Raw genomic sequence first — 19741 nt, 5'->3', positions numbered from 1 at the left:
AAATGCGTGTCAATTCCAGGCAAAATAGCCGTCCGGAATACGATGGCGTGATCCAGGATATCGCCGATTATGTCCTGAAGTACCGGATAGACTCAGAAGTAGCCTGGGATACGGCGCGTTACTGCCTGATGGATACCTTGGGGTGCGGATTCTTGGCGCTGCGCTACCCCGAATGTACCAAACTCCTGGGGCCAATCGTTCCGGGGACCTGGGTACCCCGGGGAGCGAGGGTTCCGGGTACCCAGTTTCAACTGGATCCCGTCAAAGCTGCCTGGGATATCGGCTGCATGGTGCGCTGGCTGGATTACAACGACACCTGGCTTGCTGCAGAGTGGGGCCATCCCTCGGACAATCTCGGCGCAATTTTGGCGGTCGCCGATTATCTGTCGCAGAAGAATACGGCTCTGGGCCGCCCCCCTCTGATGATGCGGGCAGTGCTCGATGCAATGATCCGGGCACACGAGATACAGGGTGTACTGGCGCTGGAGAACAGCTTCAACCGGGTCGGGCTCGATCATGTGCTGCTGGTGCGTGTTGCCTCCACGGCAGTGGCCGCCAGACTAATGGGTGGTACGCGCGAGCAGATTATGGCGGCGCTCTCCCAGGCTTGGGCAGATGGCGGCGCACTACGTACCTATCGCCATGCGCCCAATACCGGTTCACGCAAATCCTGGGCGGCTGGTGATGCCACCTCACGCGGGGTGTACTTGGCGGATATTGCTATGCGCGGGGAAATGGGAATTCCGTCCGTGCTGACCCGGAAACAATGGGGGTTTTACGATGTGTGTTTCTCTGGCGGGCGTTTCCGTTTTCAACGCCCCTATGGCAGCTATGTGATGGAAAACACACTGTTTAAGATCTCTTTTCCCGCGGAGTTTCATGGCCAGACTGCCTGTGAGGCTGCGGTACAGCTGCATCCGGTGGTGAAAGAACGTATCGACGAGATCACTCGGATCGTAGTCAACACCCAGGAATCCGCCATCCGCATCATCTGTAAGGACGGGCCATTGGACAATGCCGCCGACCGGGATCACTGTTTACAGTATATGACGGCGGTAGCGCTACTCTTTGGTGAACTGCGGTCGGAGCACTACGAGGATAGTTTTCATCGAGCGCACCCGCAGATTGACACTTTGCGCAACAAGATGGAGGTGCGGGAGGACCCTGGCTATTCGCGGGACTATCTGGACCCGCACCGTCGCTCCATTGCCAATGCGGTGCAAGTGTTCTTCAATGACGGCTCTGCGACGGAGAAAGTGGAAGTGGTGTATCCGGTAGGACACCGCCGGCGCCGCAAAGAGGGCATCCCACTTCTGGAAAAGAAATTTACAACGAACCTGGGGACGCGCTTTCCTCGGCACCGCTGCGAGGAAATTTATGCGTTGTGCAGTGATCGGAAACAACTGGAGCAGACGCCGGTGGATGCGTTTATGGCTTTATTTGTCACTTGAGCAATTTCCGGTCGGCCGCAGAAATACCCGTGCGCCAGCTATAGTGCACATGCTAATCGCTCAGAGTTCTCTTGGCGGAATACAGGCATAGTATTCTCGCGCTCATTCGGTTTCCTTTGCCAAAATAAACAGCCCCGGTTTCCGGGGCTTTTCTCAGTGTTGCGCGTGCTACTGATCAGAATTTCAACTCAGTGCCTATGCCGAAATAGCTGCGGTCGTAATCGTCTGCCGCGGTTTCATCGGTGTAAAATCCGAATACCTTGACCGCTCTGGAGAAATGGAAATCAAGGCCCAGGCTGAAGGTTTCCGCATCGGTTACAACAATATCCGATTGCCCGTATTGTGCTTTTACAGTCCACTGGTTGATTTTGTACGCGGCGGAGGCTAGCCAGCCGTCCTGGGTGCTTCCGTCTGCCTTTTGCTGTTCTTCGAAGAGTGCGCCCACCTGTACCGGGCCTATGCCGTATTGGGCGACAAATCGCTGTACATCCCAATCATTGGCCTCGACACTCATGTCGTAGGCATAGGCTAAATATACCCCGTTATTGTCATAGGCCACAGATACGGAGGTGCCGTCGTCGCGGGTAATGTCGCTGCCCGAGTCATCAGTGCCGATCACTTCTTCACGATTGCTGATGTAGGCTGCGGACAACCTGAATCCACCAAACGATGGGGTCGTGTACTGCAGGTTGTTGGACTCCCTGTTGTCGCTTCTGGTGATAACGCTCTTGATATCGCCTTCAAGATCATTGAACTGGTCGACTTTGTTTTGGGCGACTTTCAGAGGGGTATCAAACTTGCCGGCAATGACCTGACCGAAACCGCCTTCCAGACCAGCGTAGATATTGCGTTGCTCGAAGGTCTCTTCGGCATCGCCATCGATATCCACTTGGTACTCCATCTTGTAGATCGCCTTGACACCATTATCCAGGGGCAGGGCGCCCTTAATACCCAGGCGAGAGGCGTTGCTCTTGACATCGGTGACAGAACTATCGCCTTCGTCGGCGGACTGGAAGGCCACATTGGCCTTGCCGTAAAAGGTTATTGTATCGTCTTGGGCCGCAGCCAGCGCCGGTACCATGGCGACAGCCAGGTAGATTACCGTCTTTTTCATCAGTGTTCTCGCGCAGTTTTTGGTTTTTTAATCGAGAGCGGCCATGTGATGTCCAAATGTCGGCCTGCCTCGAATTGCGCGGATTTTGAGCGGGAATTATTACAAATGTGTTAAAAATGGCATTTTTTTTAAAGTTTTGTGACTTTGTAATGCCTTTTGGTGGGGCGGCAAATGACCGTTTAATGTGGTTGTTTTTTGGTCTTTTCAGGTAGATTTTGCATTCTCGGTTCGGTTTACAACGTCTAAAGGGGTAAATCAGCAGTTCCCTATAAAAGTGGTACAGCATCAATAGCGCTGATCAGCAGAGCAGGGGCCATGGAACAGGCAACTAGTGCAGTCAGACAAAGGGTAATGTCACCAACGGCCTTGCTTTGGGCCTATGCTCTGGCCATTGTCTTTGTGGGCAGTTTGCCGCAGCTCCCTTCCTGGAGCGAGCTGGCCACCTTCGGCGTCGTAATACTGGCTCCGGTACTTATACTTCCGGGCCGCGGCTGGTTGTCGGTTCCGTTTATCGCCACGTTGCTCGGGGCTGGTTGGGGCTTGTGGCACAACCAGCATGCGCTGGAACAGCGTCTACCTCTGTCTGCCCACGGTGCGAATTTCCTGGTGGAAGTGCAAGTGGTTTCCCTGCCCCGGCCAAGTTTGACCGAATCCGCGTTTGACGAGGCAGCAGCTACGAGCAGTGTACGTTTCAGTGTGCGGGTGCTGCGCGTTCATGGTCGTGACTTGTCGCCGCCCTTGCAGGGGCAGCTGTTGGATCTCACTTGGTACAGTATCGACGAGGGTGTGTTGACGCAGCTGCGTGGCGGCAGCCTCTGGCTGCTGCCAGTGAGACTGAAACCTCCGCGGGGCAGCGTCAATCCACACGGCTTCGATTACGAGGGGTGGTTGTTACGGCGTGGAGTTTACGCCACCGGCTATGTGCATCCGCAAGTTCAACCGCCACAGTACCTGGGGCTCCAGCCGGGGATACCGGCGCTGCGCCACTGGCTGCGCGACAAGCTGTTGGAGACTGCAGAGACGCGGGGAGAGCTGTTGAGCGCGCTGCTGCTCGGCGACAGAGGTGGTATTGATGCTGGCGACCAGCGGTTGTTGCGGGAAACGGGAACCGCTCATCTGCTGGCGATTTCGGGTCTACACGTTGGCATGGTCACCGGTTTTTTTATGCTGGTCGGCGGCCTGCTCGGGCGGGCGATCGGAATCTGCACTGGGGCCACGCCCAGGGGCATAACGCTACTATTCGCGCTCAGCGCCTCTCTGATTTATACCCTGTTGGCCGGCGCGCCACTTTCCGCACAGCGCGCGCTGGTCATGACCTGGGTGCTGTTATTGGTTTGGCAGTGGCGGCGCCGTATCAGTAGTGGTTTCGCCTATGCCCTGGCCCTGGCTCTGGTACTGACAATTCAACCTCTGGCGTTTTACGGTGCCGGCTTCTGGCTCTCATTCATCGCTGTTGGCGCCCTCTTGTTGGGGTTCCGGGGCCGCCAGTATCTTTGCCAAGCGCACAAACGCGGGGGGCGCTTACTGGGAAGCACCGCGGGTCTGTTGCGCAGCCAGTGGCTGGTCACTGTGGCCCTGTTATTACCATCATTGGTGTTTTTTTCCGGTTTCAGTCCGGGAGGGCTGCTGCTCAACCTGATTGCAATTCCCTGGCTCGGATTTTTGGTTTTGCCACCCTTGATGCTCGGCGTACTGCTGCTGGTCACGACCCCCGGGGCCTGGTGCATCAACTTTGCCGCCTGGCAGCTGGACGCGTTGATGCATTTTCTCGGCGGTGGACACAATCTACTGCCTTCCTGGCAGATATTGGGGCCTCCGGCTGAGGTGGGCTTGCTTGTGCTTTCCGCCTTGGGGGCGGTGTTGCTTTTGTTGCCACCCGGTTTGCCTGGGCGCAACCTCGGCTGGCTGCTTTTATTGCCCCCATTGCTGCCGTTTTTGCCAAGGGTGGGGGAGGGGGAATGGCTCCGTGTGACCGTGCTGGATGTTGGGCAGGGGCTGGCGGTGGTGGTGCACACGCCGCGACAGCGGCTGCTTTACGACACCGGGCCCATTTCCGGTTCGGGTTGGAGCGCGGGTAGAGAGATCATCGTTCCCTATCTGATCGGAGAGGGGGTGCTCGCTCTGGATACGGTAGTGGTCAGTCACGGGGATAGGGATCACGCCGGCGGCTTCGCGGGGCTGGCGGAATCGTTGCCGGTGGCACACTTGATCGCGCCCGGTCGACTGGAGCGCCGGTTGGGGGAAAAAGCCCGGAGGACAAGCCCTTGTGTGGCTGGTGGTGAAGAAATTTTGGGCGATTTACGGTTGCGTTGGCTCTGGCCTGATTCGACAGATATCACTGGGGAAGAAAACGATCACAGTTGCGTTGCCGTGATCGAGTGGCACGGCGTTCAAATACTACTGGCAGGAGACGTACCCGCGGAAGTGGAGCGGCAGTTAGCCAAGTCCTATCCGCTTTCGGGCCCGGTGGACCTGTTGCTGGCGCCCCATCACGGATCGCGCAGTTCATCGTCGAATGCGTTGATCGCGTGGGCCGCGCCGCGTAGGGTGGTTTTCAGCGCTGGTTTCCGCCATCACTTCGGTCATCCGCACCCGGATGTCGTTGCCCGTTATGCGGCCAGTGGTGCGGCGCTGTTTAGTACCGCTAAAAGCGGGGCATTGGTATTTACCTGGATGCGGGGCGCCGGGGCGCCTTTGGTGGAAGTCGCGCGGGCGGCACCGCGGTTTTGGTATGCGGATCACACGGATGGGGCAGATGCCGAGTGGAGACTTAGCCGCCGGAGCCAGCTGTGGTAGAGTCTCCATCCAATTTTTTCATCCGCAGTCAAGGATCTGAGAAAAGTGTTAGAGATAATAAAATCTGGCGGCTGGCTGATGCTGCCGATATTGCTTTGTTCCGTCGCTGTTATCGCCATCTGTATCGAGCGCTTGTGGAGCCTCAATCCACGCCGTGTCGCGCCGCGCACTCTGCTCGGTGACGTTTGGGGTTGGTTGAAAAATAATCAAATTAATGGTGAAAAATTGAAGGAGCTGCGGGATTCTTCGCCGCTGGGGCGCATTTTCGCCGCGGGCCTTTCCAACTCCCGTCACGGCCGCGAAGTGATGAAAGACAGTATCGAAGAAGCGGCTGGCCAAGTGGTGCATGAGCTGGAACGTTTCCTCGGCGCACTGGGTACCATCGCTGCGGTGGCGCCGCTGATTGGTCTGCTGGGTACCGTCCTCGGCATGATACAGGTGTTTACCGCCATTATGCTTGAGGGGACCGGGAATGCCGGCATACTGGCTGGAGGCATCAGTCAGGCACTGATCACCACCGCTGCGGGGCTGACGGTCGCCATTCCCGCCTTGATGGCCCACCGTTACTTCCAGCGCCGCGTGGATACCATTGTCGTCACCATGGAACAGGAAGCGGTTAAGCTGGTGGATGCGCTGCACAGTGACCGCCGTATTGAAGCGGAGTAGTGTGCAATGCAGTTTCGCCGTCAGCCCAAGGAGCAGGATGGGGTCAACCTGACGCCGTTGATCGACGTGGTCTTCCTGCTGCTGATTTTCTTTATGGTTTCCACCACTTTTACCAAGGAAAGCCACCTGAAGCTGAATTTGCCTGAGGCGGCGGGGCCTCAGGCTCAGGAGCAACCCCGAGCGCTGGAGATACTGATCGCTGCGGACGGTTCCTATTCGGTCAACGGGCGCGCCTTGATCAATAAAAAACTGTCCACGTTGAAATCGGCGCTGTCAGAAGCTTCCGCGGGCGAGTACAATCGACCTCTTGTCATCACGGCCGACGCCACCGCCCAACATCAGGCCGTGGTGCGGGCCATGGACGCCGCGGGGCAGCTGGGCTTTGTGAACCTCAGTATCACCACGCGGCAGCCGGAACAGGATTAACTGCCCAGTTGGTTTTGGAGCAATTCGCAGGTCGTACATTTGGGTATGTCCAGCCTCCGCTGGCGTGCGTGTGCTGATGCCTGTCCATGCGATAAAACCGCGAGTGGGCCCAGCCACAATATTGCATGAATAGAGTCAACACGCCCCCGAGCAAACCGCGGCGCGGGGCGGAAACCTACCGCCGTTTGCTTTCCTACGCGCTGCCGCACTGGCCGATCTTTGCCGTTTCTGTGTTCGGCTTTTTGCTGTTCTCCACTATGGGGGTCAGTCTGATTGCGGTGACTGAGCTGCTGCTCGACGCGGTTGGCGCCGGGGTTCAGGAGAGTCGCGGTTTTCTCGCCAAGTATGTCGCCGCCTGGTTCCCTGGCGGTGTAATGCCGCAGCCGACGGCGCGTTGGCTCATTCCGCTGGCCATGTTGTTGATAATTGTGCTGCGGGCCTGCGGTAATTTTATTGGCAGCTACGGACTCGCCTATGTGGCGCGGGCGGTGATTCATCAGTTGCGTACGGCGCTGTTCAAAAGTATCGGTCAGCTGCCCAGCGCTTACTTTGACCGCTACACCGGTGCTTATCTGATCTCCAAAGTTTCCTACAACGTGGAGCAGGTGACCAACTCCATCACCAAGGCGGTGAAGGTCTTGATCCGCGAGTCTTTCACCACGATTGGCCTGCTCGTTTATCTACTACTGGTGAATTGGAAACTGACACTGACTTTTTTCCTCTTTGCGCCGTTTATTGCCTTCATTGTACGTAGTGTCGGCAAGCGTTTTCGCAAACTGAGCCATCGGATTCAGAACACCATGGGGGATGTGACACATGTCACTCAGGAAGCCATCAACGGCTATCAGGTGGTGCGTATGTACGGTGGCCAGCAGTATGAAAATGCGCGTTTTGAAACTGCCAGCGACAATAACCGCCAGCAGTTTATGAAGCTGGTTGTTGCGGATAACGCCAGTGTCTCGGTGATCCAGATCCTCGTCGGGCTGTCCACCGCGACCATTGTCTGGTTGGCCCTGGCGCCGGGAATGGTTGAAGCGATGACAGCTGGCGTGTTTGCGGCGTACATCGGTGCTGCGGCGTCACTGGCAAAACCGGTGCGCAGCTTGTCGGAGGTTTTTGCCGACATTCAGAAGGGCATTGCCGCGGCAGAGAGTATCTTTGAAGTGATGGATGCGCCCAAGGAACCGCAGGGGGGGAGGGCACAGCTGCGGGAACCGGTGCGCGGTGAGGTCACCTTCGAGAATCTCGGTTTCAGTTACGACAGTTCCGCACCGCCGGTGTTGACGGATATCAACTTTTCCGTAAAGCCGGGGCAGACGGTGGCGCTGGTCGGAGCCTCGGGATCAGGCAAGAGCACGTTGGTCAGCCTGCTGGCGCGCTTCTACGAGCCGAGCAGCGGCCGCATACTGCTGGATGGGGTCGATACCGGGGAGCTTCGGCTCGCTGATCTGCGCCATCAAATCAGTATGGTGTCTCAGAATATTGTGCTGTTCAACGATACGGTTTATCGCAATATCGCTTACGGTGAGTTGGAAGGTGCCAGCCTGGAAGATGTTCAGCGCGCGGTAGAACTGGCCCACGCGCGGGATTTTATCGAAGAGTTGCCCCAGGGCTTGCAAACGGTGTTGGGCGATAATGCACAGATGTTGTCCGGCGGACAGCGCCAGCGCCTGGCGATTGCCCGAGCATTACTGAAAGATGCCCCTATATTGATTTTGGACGAGGCAACATCGGCCTTGGATAATGAATCGGAACGCGCGATTCAATCGGCCCTGGCGGAAGTAATGAAAAACCGGACTACTTTTGTCATAGCCCACCGCCTGAGCACCATCGAAAACGCTGACTGCATTCTGGTGATGGAGCAGGGCAGAGTCGTTGAAAGTGGTGATCACGCCTCCCTGCTCGCCAAAGGTGGCCGCTACGCGGCGCTGCTACAACAGCAACGCTGAGTTTGTGACGGACGGAAATCACCACAAGGGGTATCCAAGGGGCTGATTCATTATCCGCGCCTGTGATTTCTCACAAATTGTGCAACTGATATATGTCACTGGAAAACTGGTTCAACAGACGCTGGTATCCGCAGGGAGGTGAGGGGAACTCGCTGCCGCTGCTGGCGCCCCTGGAACATCTGTATCGGCAGGTGAGTGCGAGACGCCGGCGAGCGGAGCTTGCGGAGCCGCCAGCGCCATTGTCTGTTCCTGTCATTGTGGTCGGAAATATAACCACCGGCGGTGCGGGCAAAACCCCGCTGGTGGCCGAACTGGGCCGGTGGCTGCGGGAGCGAGGCTGGAACCCGGGGATTATCAGTCGTGGCTATGGTGGTCGGGCCAAACGCTATCCCTATCAGGTCACTGCGCAGTCCCATCCTCTCGAATCCGGCGATGAGCCATTGATGCTGCACCTGATTACCGGTCTGCCGGTGATGGTATCGCCGGACCGCACAGAGGCTGCGCAGGCCTTGATAGATTATCACCAGTGCAATGTCATCTTGTCTGACGATGGCCTGCAACATTACAAACTGTGGCGCAGCCTTGAAATTTGCGTTGTGGACGGCCAGCGCGGCCTCGGTAACGGACGTATGCTGCCCCGGGGCCCCCTGCGTGAGCCGCCGGAGCGGCTGCGGGAAGTGGATCTGGTGGTGTCCAACGGCGAGGCGGCGGAACATGTCAGAGAACAGTGCGGTGAGCTGCTGGCTTTCTCAATGCAGCTGCAGCCCGCTGCCTGGCATCAATTCAACTTGGATCAGATTTCGCAACTGAAGCTTGCATCGGGGCCAGGGCCGGGGCCTGTTTACGGGGTCGCCGCCATCGGCAATCCCCAGCGTTTTTTCCACGAGCTGCGCCAAATGGGTTATCAGGTGATGGAGCGGCCTTTCCCCGATCATCACCAGTTCAGTCCGCAGGAATTGCAATTCGACGGCGTGACACCGGTGATCATGACAATGAAAGACGCGGTCAAGTGCCGCGATTTTTGGCAGAGCCACTGGTGGGCGCTGGAAGTCAGTGCCCGACTGCCCGATCTTTTTTACCAGAAAATTCACCAGCATCTGAAGCAGTTTTCCGAAGATGACCAATAGTCTTTCTTTCGATGTCGTTATCCCCGCGCGCTTCTCATCCAGCCGCCTGCCGGGAAAACCATTGGCGGATATCGCCGGTAGTCCGATGATTGAACACGTCTATCGGCGTGCGCTGCAGAGCAGTGCTGATAGGGTTGTTGTGGCCACCGATGATGAGCGTGTGGCGGAGGCGGTGCGCGCTTTTGGCGGTGACGTGTGTATGACATCCCCGGACCATGCGTCGGGTACCGACCGCCTGCAAGAGGTTGCCACTATCCTCGGCCTCTCGTCTGACCGCATCCTGGTTAATGTGCAGGGGGATGAACCACTGATCCCGCCGAAGGTGATTGACCAAGTGGCGGCCAATCTGTCGGCCAATCCCCGTGCGGGTGTTGCCACCTTGGCTGAACCCATCAAAACATTGCAGGACTTCCACAATCCGAATATCGTCAAGGTAGTCGCCGCTGAATCCGGCCTCGCCCGTTACTTCTCCCGCGCCCCGGTGCCCTGGCCCCGCGATGCTTTTTCCGGCGATGCATCTGAGTTGCCCGCAGGTCTGAATGCGCGCCGCCATATTGGAATCTATGCTTACCGGGTGGCACTGCTAAATCGTTTTGTCTCCTGGCCAGTGGCGCCGTTGGAGCAATTTGAAGCGCTCGAGCAGCTGCGTTTTCTGTACCACGACGAAAATATTCACGTTGCGGATGCCTGCGAAGCGGTTCCCGGTGGGGTAGATACTGAGGCGGACCTGCATCGTATGCGGGAGTTGTTGGGCTAGTATGAGGCAGCAATTGCGCTTGGAAACCAATGTCGACCTGCAACCCCTGAACACCCTGGCCATAGCGGCGCGTGCGGCCTATTTTGTTCGGGTGGAAAGTCTCGAGCAGCTAAGGGAGGCACTGGCGTTTGCGCAAGAGAAAAAATTGCCGATTCTTCCCTTGGGTGGCGGCAGCAATATTGTGCTGACAAGTGATTATCCTGGTCTGGTGATCCATATGGCCCTCCGCGGGGTGTCGCTGGAAAAGGATTCTTGTGGCACACGTCTGTGCGCGGCAGCTGGAGAGAACTGGCACCATCTGGTTATGCATACAGTAAAGCAGGGGATTGGAGGGCTGGAAAATCTGGCCCTGATTCCCGGTAGTATGGGCGCCGCACCCATCCAGAATATCGGTGCTTATGGGGTGGAGTTGCGTGATACGTTTGAGTGTTTACAGGCAGTGCATATTGCCACCGGAGAACTGCGGGAATTTCCCGCCGCCGATTGCCAGTTCGGCTACCGCGACAGCGTCTTTAAAAGAGCAGCCCGGGACCGCTATATCATCACCCGCGTGTCCCTATTTTTGCCGAATGACTGGCGGCCGAAGCTCGATTACCCGGCCCTGGAGCGACATTTGGCCGAGCGGGGAGTGCAGACCGGCGAGCTCCGTCCCGCGGATGTCGCGCGTGCGGTGATTGAGATCCGCAACAGCAAACTGCCGTCCCCAGACGACATCCCCAATGTGGGCAGTTTTTTCAAAAACCCGGTGGTAGGCGCGGATTTCTACCAGAACCTTAAGAAGTCTTATCCGGACTTGGTGGCTTTCCCCTCAGGAGATGGGTGGAAACTGGCCGCCGGCTGGCTTATTGATCGTGCAGGCTGGCGGGGTGTGCGCCGAAACTCGGTGGGCGTGCACGATCGTCAGGCGCTGGTCCTGGTAAATCCGGGTGGCGGATGTGGGGCAGAGGTTACCAGCCTGGCGGAGGAGATAGCGGCGGATATCCGCGCAAAGTTCGGTGTCGATCTGGAACCCGAACCGCGTTACTACCCCTGAGACCGCGATGGGGATGGCTTTTGAAGTGTGCGGGGGTGTAATGCACGAGGCCGCTTTTGCCACCCGCGCGGCCGCGTTAAAGGCGTCCTATGCGGACAGCTATTGGATCAAGCTTCCTCCCGGAAAAGCTTTACTCATTCCCACCTGGATTTCGCCTCTCGAAACCGCGGTTATTTACCGGAATTGTTTGCAGGAGTTGTTATGGGAGCAGCCGCGGTTGCGTCTGTTCGGCAAGCAATATCCGATACCGCGTCTTCATGCGTTCGTCGCTGATCCCGCAGTAATCTATCGTTGGTCTGGTCTTGAGCTGAGACCGCAGTCTTGGAATGACTGTCTTGCCGCGCTTCGGTCACGCTTGCGCGCGGAAGGTTTTCAGTTCAATTCGGTATTGGCGAATTACTATCGCGGGGGCGAGGACAGCATGGGCTGGCACGCCGATGACGAAAAGGCGCTGGGAGATTGGCCGGTGGTGGCCACCGTCAGCCTCGGGCAGGAACGCAGCCTCGGGTTTAAGCCGCGTGCGGGAGGGAAGCGCCTCTCTGTTTTACTTCCCAATGGTTCTCTGTTACTGACATCCGGTGCCGTACAACGCCATTGGCTGCACGGAGTGTCAAAAAGTGCGCGCGAATTGGGCGGCAGAATCAGCTTGACTTTCCGCGCTATTAGAACCGGTTTTACCAAAAACTGAATACTGTTCCAGCGTCTAAATTTGGCGGACTTTGAACCGCTTGCTTCGCTTTGCAGCGGCTTATTTGTCTGGTATGTTGCAGCCAGCACTGTAGGTAAATTGATAGCGGGCAACAGACTCGCTGAGCAAAACAAGAAAGCAGTTAATAGAACGCATGCGGCCGCAAAGAGCGCGCAGCGTGGCCGGTGCATATATCCGTAGTTGGGGCTAATTTGATCAAAGTCTTAGTGGTGGACGATCACGACCTCGTGCGTATGGGGATTTCGCGCATGTTGGGTGACGTCAACGGCATACAAGTCGTCGGCGAAGCGAACTGTGGCGAAGAGGCACTCGCTTTCCTTCGCCAAACGGAGGCCGATGTGATCCTGATGGATGTCAGGATGCCGGGCATGGGCGGATTGGAAGCGACCCGTAAGCTGTTGAACCGTTGCCCTGAGACCAAGGTGATCGCGGTCAGTGCATTGGATGACGACCTCTTTCCCGGCCGGCTGATGCAGGCTGGTGCGAAGGGGTATGTCACCAAGGGCGCGGACCTGGAAGAAATGGTCAAGGCGATTCGCACAGTGTACGCGGGTGACGTCTACATCAGCACCTCCATGGCGACCAAATTGGCGCTGCGCAATGTCAGCGGCAATAGCGAAAAAAATACGCCGTTCGACGCGCTGTCGGAGCGTGAGCTGCAGACTGCTATTATGATCGTCAATGGCAGCAAAGTCGCGGAAATTGCCGATACCCTTTCGGTGAGTCCGAAGACGGTTAACAGTTACCGCTACCGGATTTTCGACAAGCTCGGCATCCACAGTGACGTGGAATTGACTTTACTGGCGGTAAAGCATCAGATACTGGATCCTGAGGCCGCCTTGTAAATTTCCGTATCCGATTGGCGGGGCTGTGCTCCACGTTAGCGCCCAGCGGCGTTAGCGTGGTAGCAATCGATGCGGCGGATCCGCCATCTTCAGTTGATTTTTGATGTTCGACAGCAAGCGTTTTCTGCAAACCGTTACCCGAAAACCTGGCGTCTACCAGATGTTTGATGCCGACGGCTGCATTCTTTATGTAGGTAAGGCAAAAAATCTTCGCAACCGTCTGTCAAGCTATTTTCGCGCCTCAGGTCTTACCGCCAAGACAATGGCGCTTGTTCAGCGCATCGATAGCATCGAGGTGACGGTTACCCGCAGTGAAACCGAGGCCCTGGTGCTGGAGCAGAGCCTGATTAAATCCCAGCGCCCGCCTTACAATGTCATGCTGAAAGATGACAAAGGCTATCCCTATATATTTCTCTCCAGCCGTGACACCTTTCCGCGCATCGCCTTTCACCGCGGGGCGAAGAGAAAAAAAGGGCAGTATTTCGGACCGTTTCCCAATGCATCGTCAGTGCGCGACAGCTTGAACTTTCTACAGAAAACCTTCCGTATCCGCTCCTGCGAGGACAGTGTTTTTCGCAACCGCTCGCGCCCTTGTTTGCAGTACCAAATCCAGCGCTGTACAGCGCCCTGTGTCGGCTTGGTCAGTGAAGAGGAATACCGTCGGGACGTCCGCCATGCGGAGATGTTCCTGGCCGGTAAAAGCGACAAAATTCTCCGCGAATTGGCGGATGAGATGGATGCTGCCGCCAGGGCATTGGAGTTCGAAAAAGCGGCGCGCCTGCGGGATCAAATCTCAGCTCTGCGTCGTCTGCAGGCAGACCAGGTCGCAGAACGGTCCCACGGCGATGTGGATGTTCTGGGTGTGGCGAGTCAGGGCGGCTCCTGTTGCGTACATATTTTATTTGTCCGCCAGGGCCGCATACTGGGAAGCCGCAGTTATTTTCCCGAGGAGCGCCTGGGCCTGTCGAACTCCGAGTTGTTGTCCGCCTTTATCCCTCAGTTCTATCTTGGCAGTCAGCGCGAGGTGCCTCGGGAAATTCTCGTCCCGGAGCCCCTGGAGGATGAGGGGGTATTGCAAGAAGCGCTGAAGTCGCAAAGCGGTCGGGATGTAAGTATTGTGTATCGCCTGCGCGGCAGTCGGGCCACCTGGGTCGCCATGGCCGGCCAGGCGGCGGAGCAGAATTTGAGTAGCCGTACAGCGGCACAGCAGAAATTGCAAAGTCGATTTGAGGCGTTGCAAGACGCCTTGGGCCTCGAACAGTTGCCGGAACGGCTGGAGTGCTTCGACATCAGCCACTCCAGCGGCGAAGCCACCGTTGCATCCTGTGTGGTTTTTGATACTGGGGGAGCGGTGAAGTCAGATTACCGCCGATTCAACATTGAAAATATCCGCCCAGGGGACGATTACGCGGCCATGGGGCAAGCCCTGAAGAGGCGCTACACGCGTTTGTCGAGTGGAGAGGGTAAGTTCCCCAATATTCTTTTGATCGACGGCGGCAAGGGCCAAGTGCGGCAGGCGGTGGAAGTATTGAATCAGCTAGGTATTGTCGGTGTACAGATTGTCGGTGTCGCTAAGGGAACGACCCGCAAGGCCGGTTTTGAAACGCTGCATGTGGTTTCCAGCAATAAGGAAATGGTATTGTCCGCCGATTCGCCGGCACTCCATTTGATCCAGCAGGTGCGTGATGAAGCACACCGCTTTGCCATCACTGGTCATCGTCAACGCCGCGACAAGAAACGCAGGGAGTCACCGCTAGAAGGAATTTCCGGCGTCGGCCCAGCGCGGCGCCGGGCTCTTTTACGCCACTTTGGCGGCTTACAAGAAATCCGCCGTGCCTCAGTCGATGAAATCGCTGGCGTGGAGGGAATCAGCTGCAAACTGGCCCAAGAAATTTACTCCGCCTTGCATAATGAGTAGGGGGGAATTACTCGCCCCAGTGAGCGGGAGTAGGGCTATAATGTTCGAATTCGCGACGGTGCTTGCCGGGTCCAGCACCGACGCAATTCAACAGTCAAAGTGGAGGCCGCTGCTCCATAATAGGTCAAATCGCGCTGCCTATCGCACATCTAGTTTAAAGTCAAACTCCTCGCGCCTTCTTCCGGCCGCCTGGAGCCTTACCGCGACTATTGAATTTAGCGTGATCAGGCTCTAAGTTACGCCTCAGTTTTTAGGAGCCTGTTTACAGGTGAAATAAAGGACCAGCAGTTAGCATGACACTCGCCAATCAACTGACACTCCTTCGCGTCGCGCTTATACCTGTATTTGTGCTGGTCTTCTATCTGCCGTATAAGTGGAGCTACCTCGCGTCCGCCATCATTTTTGCCGCTGCCGCGGCCACCGACTGGCTTGATGGTTACCTGGCGCGCAAAATGAATCAGAGCACCCCGTTTGGTGCTTTCCTCGATCCGGTTGCCGATAAGCTGATGGTTGCCACCGCCTTGGTTTTATTGGTTGGGTTGCACAAGAGTCCGTGGTTCACCATTGCCGCCGCTGTCATTATTGGCCGGGAAATTGCCGTGTCTGGTCTAAGAGAGTGGATGGCGGAGCTGGGTAAGCGCAGTAGTGTGGCCGTTTCCTATATCGGGAAGGTAAAGACAACCGCGCAGATTGCGGCGATTATCGTTCTGCTTGCCTTTGATGTGCGTGAATACCCCCTGATGGAAATCCTGGGGTATGTGCTCCTCTATGTGGCCGCCGCACTTACTCTGTGGAGCATGATGCTCTATTTGCGTGCGGCCTGGCCTGCGCTGACAAGTGAAGGGAGTGGCGACCAATCCTGATTTCCGGTTCGCCAAATGCATTGCGACAGTGTGCCGCGCGTATCGTCCAGAGGCCAAGCGGTGAATTCGTGGGGCGTGGCTTGCTACTGAATGCCCTCGATTCTCACTGGATACATTTTGCCGCCGCACTCGCCAACAGCGCAGTGGAATAGGTTTTCCCCTCTATCAAAGTCTTCCCGTAATTGGCGGATCAGCGCCCTCGCCGAGATGTCGTCTCTGGCATCGATGGGTTTGCGGCTCTCCGTGCCGCATTCCAGGCATGCCCAGGTGATTGTCGCCATAGCGCGATGCTCCCTTTACTGCATCCGGCCTGTACTTTAGACCGCTATTTTCAGTATAGGAGGTCGTAGTTCCGCCATTTCACGGTGCGTGGAAAGTTGGTGGTTTGGGCGTGCCGGTCTAGGGATTGAATTGGGTACAATACACGCTTCTGAAAGGATTTTTGGTGCCCGGGGCCGGACTTGAACCGGCACGGCCGTGAGGCCGGGAGATTTTAAGTCTCCTGTGTCTACCGATTCCACCACCCGGGCGGGCAGCTGGGTGAGGTAGTGTGTATCTATTGCCTCACCATTTACAGACTCCACAGGGGTAAGCCTGCAAAAAGAAAATGGAGGCTAGGGTCGGAATCGAACCGGCGTACACGGAGTTGCAGTCCGCTGCATAACCACTCTGCCACCTAGCCATTGTGTCAAAATTCGAGCTATTCCTCTGCCGGTTTGATACGACCGGCGCATTATTTGCGCTCCGGATGCGAATTGCACTTCGCAGCGCACTTCGGTACCGGCGACCGGGAAGGCCCCTCCCGGAGCGGAAAACGCTGCGGATTTTATCGGATTGAAACCAAAAATCCTAGCATTTTCTTATACTTACGCGCCGCTGGCGGGTAAGAAGGCGCTATTCTAGGGGCTGGTTTGGATTAGTCAAGCAGAGCTTGAGTAATTCGGCTTTTCCATAGGCTGATATTCCGCCGGATACAGCCCCACAGCTTGAGGAAGCCGTGGAGCGGGGTGGTGAGTGGTGATTTTTTATGCAGGGCGTCTACTTAATAACGATTTGTTTTAGATGGCGGGCAGCTATTTCCAATTGTTCTAAATTTCTTTAAGACAGTGCTGGCAATTTATCAGCCTTGATCGATACTTGAATTTAACTGGCTAGCACGATTCCCCCCAAGCGTGCGCGGTAATGCCGGTAGGGCGCTCTGCTAGGTACTCGCCCGCTGTGTAGTAAGGATGAAATCCTCCAAGTTTCACTCCTAATGGTCTTGGCCCTGACGCTCTCCCCCCCCCCGTCGTCAGGGCTTTTTTTTGTCTGTCTGCTGGCTTAGGAATTGCGCTCGCCCAAATTTTCAATGTTCAGGGCTTCAACGGGATGTCCGGCAACTTCCTCGGCCAGTTTCTGTAGTCGTTGGAGTGTCACTTTGCCTCGTTTTTCCGCCAAGCGCCGGGCGATGTCGTCAATACAGGCCTTGCCATCAGTCGCTGCACGAATTTCCTGATCAAGCTGGCGCATAACACCGACGGCGCGCGCGGTGATCGGGCCGGAGGAACGCTTGACCAGCAGGCTGGGTGCTTGTTGGCCCCACTTGGCCAGTTTGTCCATAGCCTCATCGTAACGGCGCTGGCCGATACCGTTGGTTCGGCGCAGGATTTCCACCGCGTAGAATTCCGCTAAACCTTCGACAATCCAGTCGCTTTGGTCATCTCCGGCGCTGATCCCCGTCGCCACGTGCACCAGTTCATGAATGGTGCTGCTGGTGCGGTTGCCGCTGATCAAGGGTCTGTCGGCGTGCATAAACAGTGAGCGGGTGCCAGACAGGCCGCCGCGCCACATTGGGTTGCCTGCACTGACGATCAACAAGCGATCCGGGAACTGGGGAAATACCTCTTTCAAGGCCGGCAGGGTCCAATTGAGGAACGCCAGGGTATCCTGACGGCGAACCTTTTGCTCCTTAGGGGCGGCCACTTTTGTATAGACACCGGCGATGGTGTCCTGGCGGCTGCCGATCTCACCGATAATCATCCACCCCTTGGGGCGCACAAAGCGGCGCCCTGGGTCTTTTAGCTGGTAGTGATGTGTGCTGATTTTTTCGTAGGGAAGTTCCGATGACCACCCTTCGGGCAGCACCAGCTGTAGCTCCGCCTTGGACTGCCCGCCACCGGTGACCGCCATTGAGGGGATCAGCTTATCGGAGCGGAGTATGGCCCACTGGTCGGTCATCAGGGAGTCGTAGCTGCCGCTGCCTTTGCGGTTGTCGACCGTAAATTTGTAGCTCAGTTTGGCTCTGGTGCCCTGTGGGCGCCAGATGGCTCTGTTCTTTTGCAGTTCCAGTGGGGATTCGCTTTCAAGGGCTGAATAGCGGCCTGAGGAAATATTGAGAGACAGTTCACGGGGCAGCTTATCTCCGTCGAGGTGGATGTCCACTGCAGCCATACCGGAATCGGGGTTGAATTCTGCACGATAGAGAATGCTGTAGCTATCAGCAATTGCCCCTGTGGGCAGTAAAAATAGAAGGTAGACAACTAATCGCAATGACATAGATACGCCTATCTGGAAACCTGAGTCAGATTTGACAACGGGCAAGCGTAACGGTGCCCTGGACAAGGGTTCAAGCTCAGTGGAAGGGGATTTCGATGCCCGATGGGCGCTGTGTATGAGCGGTATAAGCGTAAGCGTGCGCCATAAGAAGCTGATAGGGCGAAGCTCGGGGAAAACGTAGGGAAGGCTATTGGCTGATATGAAGTTGGTCGGTGAGAGAGGATTCGAACCTCCGACCCCTTCCTCCCGAAGGAAGTGCGCTACCAGGCTGCGCTACTCACCGACATTTGAAGTGCTTCATCAGTGAAGCGGGGCGCATTATAGCAGCGATTTCCCCGCTGTAAACCATTGATTTACTTTTTAATTTGCCGAATCAGACCCTCCTGGGCCGTAGAGGCGACCAAAACGCCCTCGCGAGTGAAAATTTGGCCTCGGCAAAAGCCCCGCGCACCACTTGCTGACGGGCTGTCGGTCACATAGAGAAGCCAGTTATCAGCCCGAAACTTCCGGTGGAACCACATGGCGTGATCGAGGCTGGCCGGCATCAGATGCGGATCGAATAGGGACATAGGGTGGGGCTGCAGACTAGTGCCGAGCAGGGCGATATCAGAGGCGTAGCTGAGCGCGCAGCGGTGTTCCAACGGATCGTCGGACATTTCGCCCTCGACTCGAAACCAGAACATGCAGCGCGCCTCTCGAGCCTCCGAGTTGAAGTAACTGTGGGGGTCCACGGGCCGAAAATCGACCATATACCGGCGCTGGTCATGTTGGACAGTGGGAAGGCCAGCTTCTGCGGCCAATTGCTGTGTGTTCTTAAGCCGCTCAGGTTCAGGAATGTCGCCACTGGGCATGGCTGCCTGGTGATCGAAGCCGGGCTCCTCAATTTGGAAGGAGGCGGACATATTAAAGATGGCGCGGCCCCTTTGCTTGGCCACCACGCGCCGGGTAGTAAAGCTGCCGCCATCCCGAATAGGGTCGACATCATAGATGACCGGTAATTCACTACTTCCAGGACGCAAGAAGTAAGCGTGCAGCGAGTGGGGCAGTCGCTCCTTTACAGTGCGGCTCGCCGCCATTAAGGCTTGCCCCAGCACCTGTCCCCCGAAGAGGATCTTGCGATAGTTTTCCACGTGATGACGGCTGCGGAACAGGTTGTGGTCCAGCTCTTCGACATCGAGTAATTTGCTCAGCTTGTCCAGCATGGTGGTACTGCCTTTTTTTGAAATGTTGCTAGTCAGCATGAGGAAGCGCGCAGGCTTGCCCTTTGGCTGGGGATAATAGCAATAGTTGGTGCTTTGGCCATTGCGGAATTGATCAAGGGGCATGTCCTTGTGGGCTTTCAAGCGGCCCAGTTGCCAGATGTGGGATGTCCGCACGCCCGCTCAGGGCAGCCTTGACCGGGCTTACCTCCAAATGAATCTCTCACAGGAGCGGCGGCGTTAAACCGACACTATTTTTGGGCTCTGCTTTCCCAAGCTGCGCGAATTGCCTATCATTCATGAATGAATAGTCAATTTCAGTCTCCAAGTTTAGGTATGCGGACAGGTAAGGT

The 19741-nt window shown here is 56.6% G+C and carries 16 protein-coding genes and 3 tRNA genes; 12 read left to right on the top strand and 7 right to left on the bottom strand.

Features of this window, described 5'->3' with window-relative positions:
* The first annotated feature begins 2 nt into the window (after nt 1-2).
* Nucleotides 3-1451 carry a bifunctional 2-methylcitrate dehydratase/aconitate hydratase gene (locus tag BM155_RS03545; protein WP_067153409.1) on the top strand — a complete coding sequence of 483 codons (1449 nt, stop codon included), beginning with the start codon at nt 3-5 and terminating at the stop codon, nt 1449-1451.
* 175 nt (nt 1452-1626) lie between these two features.
* Here the strand turns inward: BM155_RS03545 and BM155_RS03540 are convergent, their stop codons facing one another.
* A complete protein-coding gene (locus BM155_RS03540; RefSeq protein WP_074901115.1) occupies nt 1627-2565 on the bottom strand; it encodes a porin in 939 nt (312 codons plus the stop codon).
* Nucleotides 2566-2916: 351 nt separating this feature from the next.
* Between BM155_RS03540 and BM155_RS03535 the strand changes: the two genes are divergently transcribed.
* From BM155_RS03535 to pgsA, 11 genes are all read left to right on the top strand, one after another.
* Nucleotides 2917-5361 carry a DNA internalization-related competence protein ComEC/Rec2 gene (locus BM155_RS03535; protein ID WP_074901114.1) on the top strand — a complete coding sequence of 815 codons (2445 nt, stop codon included), beginning with the start codon at nt 2917-2919 and terminating at the stop codon, nt 5359-5361.
* A gap of 45 nt (nt 5362-5406) precedes the next feature.
* A complete protein-coding gene (locus BM155_RS03530) occupies nt 5407-6027 on the top strand; it encodes a MotA/TolQ/ExbB proton channel family protein (protein ID WP_067153403.1) in 621 nt (206 codons plus the stop codon).
* Nucleotides 6028-6033: 6 nt separating this feature from the next.
* Nucleotides 6034-6453: an ExbD/TolR family protein gene (locus tag BM155_RS03525; protein WP_067153401.1), complete on the top strand. Its 420-nt coding sequence runs from the start codon at nt 6034-6036 to the stop codon at nt 6451-6453.
* A 125-nt stretch (nt 6454-6578) separates the two neighbouring features.
* The gene (gene msbA / locus BM155_RS03520; protein WP_067153399.1) at nt 6579-8402 is read left to right on the top strand and encodes a lipid A export permease/ATP-binding protein MsbA; all 1824 of its coding nucleotides are present in this window, start codon (nt 6579-6581) and stop codon (nt 8400-8402) included.
* Nucleotides 8403-8494: 92 nt separating this feature from the next.
* Nucleotides 8495-9529 (top strand): tetraacyldisaccharide 4'-kinase, encoded by a 1035-nt coding sequence (gene lpxK, locus BM155_RS03515; RefSeq protein WP_074901112.1) that lies wholly within the window; start codon nt 8495-8497, stop codon nt 9527-9529.
* Nucleotides 9519-10286 (top strand): 3-deoxy-manno-octulosonate cytidylyltransferase, encoded by a 768-nt coding sequence (kdsB, locus tag BM155_RS03510; protein WP_067153396.1) that lies wholly within the window; start codon nt 9519-9521, stop codon nt 10284-10286. The genes lpxK and kdsB overlap by 11 nt, the downstream gene beginning before the upstream one ends.
* A gap of 1 nt (nt 10287) precedes the next feature.
* Nucleotides 10288-11319, top strand: coding sequence for a UDP-N-acetylmuramate dehydrogenase (gene murB / locus BM155_RS03505; protein WP_074901111.1), 1032 nt, complete (start codon nt 10288-10290; stop codon nt 11317-11319).
* A 40-nt stretch (nt 11320-11359) separates the two neighbouring features.
* The gene (locus BM155_RS03500; RefSeq protein ID WP_175487747.1) at nt 11360-12007 is read left to right on the top strand and encodes an alpha-ketoglutarate-dependent dioxygenase AlkB family protein; all 648 of its coding nucleotides are present in this window, start codon (nt 11360-11362) and stop codon (nt 12005-12007) included.
* 212 nt (nt 12008-12219) lie between these two features.
* The gene (gene uvrY / locus BM155_RS03495) at nt 12220-12873 is read left to right on the top strand and encodes a UvrY/SirA/GacA family response regulator transcription factor (protein ID WP_067153390.1); all 654 of its coding nucleotides are present in this window, start codon (nt 12220-12222) and stop codon (nt 12871-12873) included.
* A gap of 103 nt (nt 12874-12976) precedes the next feature.
* The gene (gene uvrC / locus BM155_RS03490; protein ID WP_074901109.1) at nt 12977-14791 is read left to right on the top strand and encodes an excinuclease ABC subunit UvrC; all 1815 of its coding nucleotides are present in this window, start codon (nt 12977-12979) and stop codon (nt 14789-14791) included.
* A gap of 293 nt (nt 14792-15084) precedes the next feature.
* The gene (gene pgsA, locus BM155_RS03485) at nt 15085-15654 is read left to right on the top strand and encodes a CDP-diacylglycerol--glycerol-3-phosphate 3-phosphatidyltransferase (RefSeq protein ID WP_067153386.1); all 570 of its coding nucleotides are present in this window, start codon (nt 15085-15087) and stop codon (nt 15652-15654) included.
* An 83-nt stretch (nt 15655-15737) separates the two neighbouring features.
* Here pgsA and BM155_RS03480 read toward each other — a convergent pair whose 3' ends face one another.
* The 6 genes from BM155_RS03480 to BM155_RS03455 all read right to left on the bottom strand — a co-directional run bounded on the left by BM155_RS03480 (nt 15738) and on the right by BM155_RS03455 (nt 19391).
* On the bottom strand, nt 15738-15935 hold the full coding sequence (locus BM155_RS03480; protein WP_067153384.1) for a hypothetical protein: 198 nt from the start codon (nt 15933-15935) through the stop codon (nt 15738-15740).
* A gap of 162 nt (nt 15936-16097) precedes the next feature.
* Nucleotides 16098-16184: transfer RNA gene (locus tag BM155_RS03475), tRNA-Leu, on the bottom strand.
* Nucleotides 16185-16262: 78 nt separating this feature from the next.
* A tRNA-Cys gene (locus BM155_RS03470) sits at nt 16263-16336 on the bottom strand.
* Nucleotides 16337-16974: 638 nt separating this feature from the next.
* Nucleotides 16975-18189: a hypothetical protein gene (locus BM155_RS03465; RefSeq protein WP_074901107.1), complete on the bottom strand. Its 1215-nt coding sequence runs from the start codon at nt 18187-18189 to the stop codon at nt 16975-16977.
* 206 nt (nt 18190-18395) lie between these two features.
* A tRNA-Pro gene (locus BM155_RS03460) sits at nt 18396-18472 on the bottom strand.
* Between the two features lie 70 nt (nt 18473-18542).
* Entirely contained in the window at nt 18543-19391 is an 849-nt protein-coding gene (locus BM155_RS03455; protein ID WP_067157718.1) for an acyl-CoA thioesterase, read from the bottom strand.
* Between the last annotated feature and the right edge of the window lie 350 nt (nt 19392-19741).

It is taken from the genome of Microbulbifer thermotolerans (genome assembly GCF_900112305.1).
GTDB lineage: Bacteria > Pseudomonadota > Gammaproteobacteria > Pseudomonadales > Cellvibrionaceae > Microbulbifer > Microbulbifer thermotolerans.
This window is presented reverse-complemented; position numbering and strand designations above follow the sequence as displayed.

Bases quoted from the DNA above. Each gene is read 5' to 3' on its own strand.
- uvrC (WP_074901109.1), top strand. From the start codon at position 12,977: ATGTTCGACAGCAAGCGTTTTCTGCAAACCGTTACCCGAAAACCTGGC.
- msbA (WP_067153399.1), top strand. From the start codon at position 6,579: ATGAATAGAGTCAACACGCCCCCGAGCAAACCGCGGCGCGGGGCGGAA.
- BM155_RS03500 (WP_175487747.1), top strand. From the start codon at position 11,360: ATGCACGAGGCCGCTTTTGCCACCCGCGCGGCCGCGTTAAAGGCGTCC.
- lpxK (WP_074901112.1), top strand. From the start codon at position 8,495: ATGTCACTGGAAAACTGGTTCAACAGACGCTGGTATCCGCAGGGAGGT.
- pgsA (WP_067153386.1), top strand. From the start codon at position 15,085: ATGACACTCGCCAATCAACTGACACTCCTTCGCGTCGCGCTTATACCT.
- kdsB (WP_067153396.1), top strand. From the start codon at position 9,519: ATGACCAATAGTCTTTCTTTCGATGTCGTTATCCCCGCGCGCTTCTCA.
- BM155_RS03545 (WP_067153409.1), top strand. From the start codon at position 3: ATGCGTGTCAATTCCAGGCAAAATAGCCGTCCGGAATACGATGGCGTG.
- BM155_RS03535 (WP_074901114.1), top strand. From the start codon at position 2,917: ATGTCACCAACGGCCTTGCTTTGGGCCTATGCTCTGGCCATTGTCTTT.
- BM155_RS03525 (WP_067153401.1), top strand. From the start codon at position 6,034: ATGCAGTTTCGCCGTCAGCCCAAGGAGCAGGATGGGGTCAACCTGACG.
- BM155_RS03480 (WP_067153384.1), bottom strand. From the start codon at position 15,935: ATGGCGACAATCACCTGGGCATGCCTGGAATGCGGCACGGAGAGCCGC.
- BM155_RS03465 (WP_074901107.1), bottom strand. From the start codon at position 18,189: ATGTCATTGCGATTAGTTGTCTACCTTCTATTTTTACTGCCCACAGGG.
- murB (WP_074901111.1), top strand. From the start codon at position 10,288: ATGAGGCAGCAATTGCGCTTGGAAACCAATGTCGACCTGCAACCCCTG.
- BM155_RS03540 (WP_074901115.1), bottom strand. From the start codon at position 2,565: ATGAAAAAGACGGTAATCTACCTGGCTGTCGCCATGGTACCGGCGCTG.
- BM155_RS03455 (WP_067157718.1), bottom strand. From the start codon at position 19,391: ATGCTGGACAAGCTGAGCAAATTACTCGATGTCGAAGAGCTGGACCAC.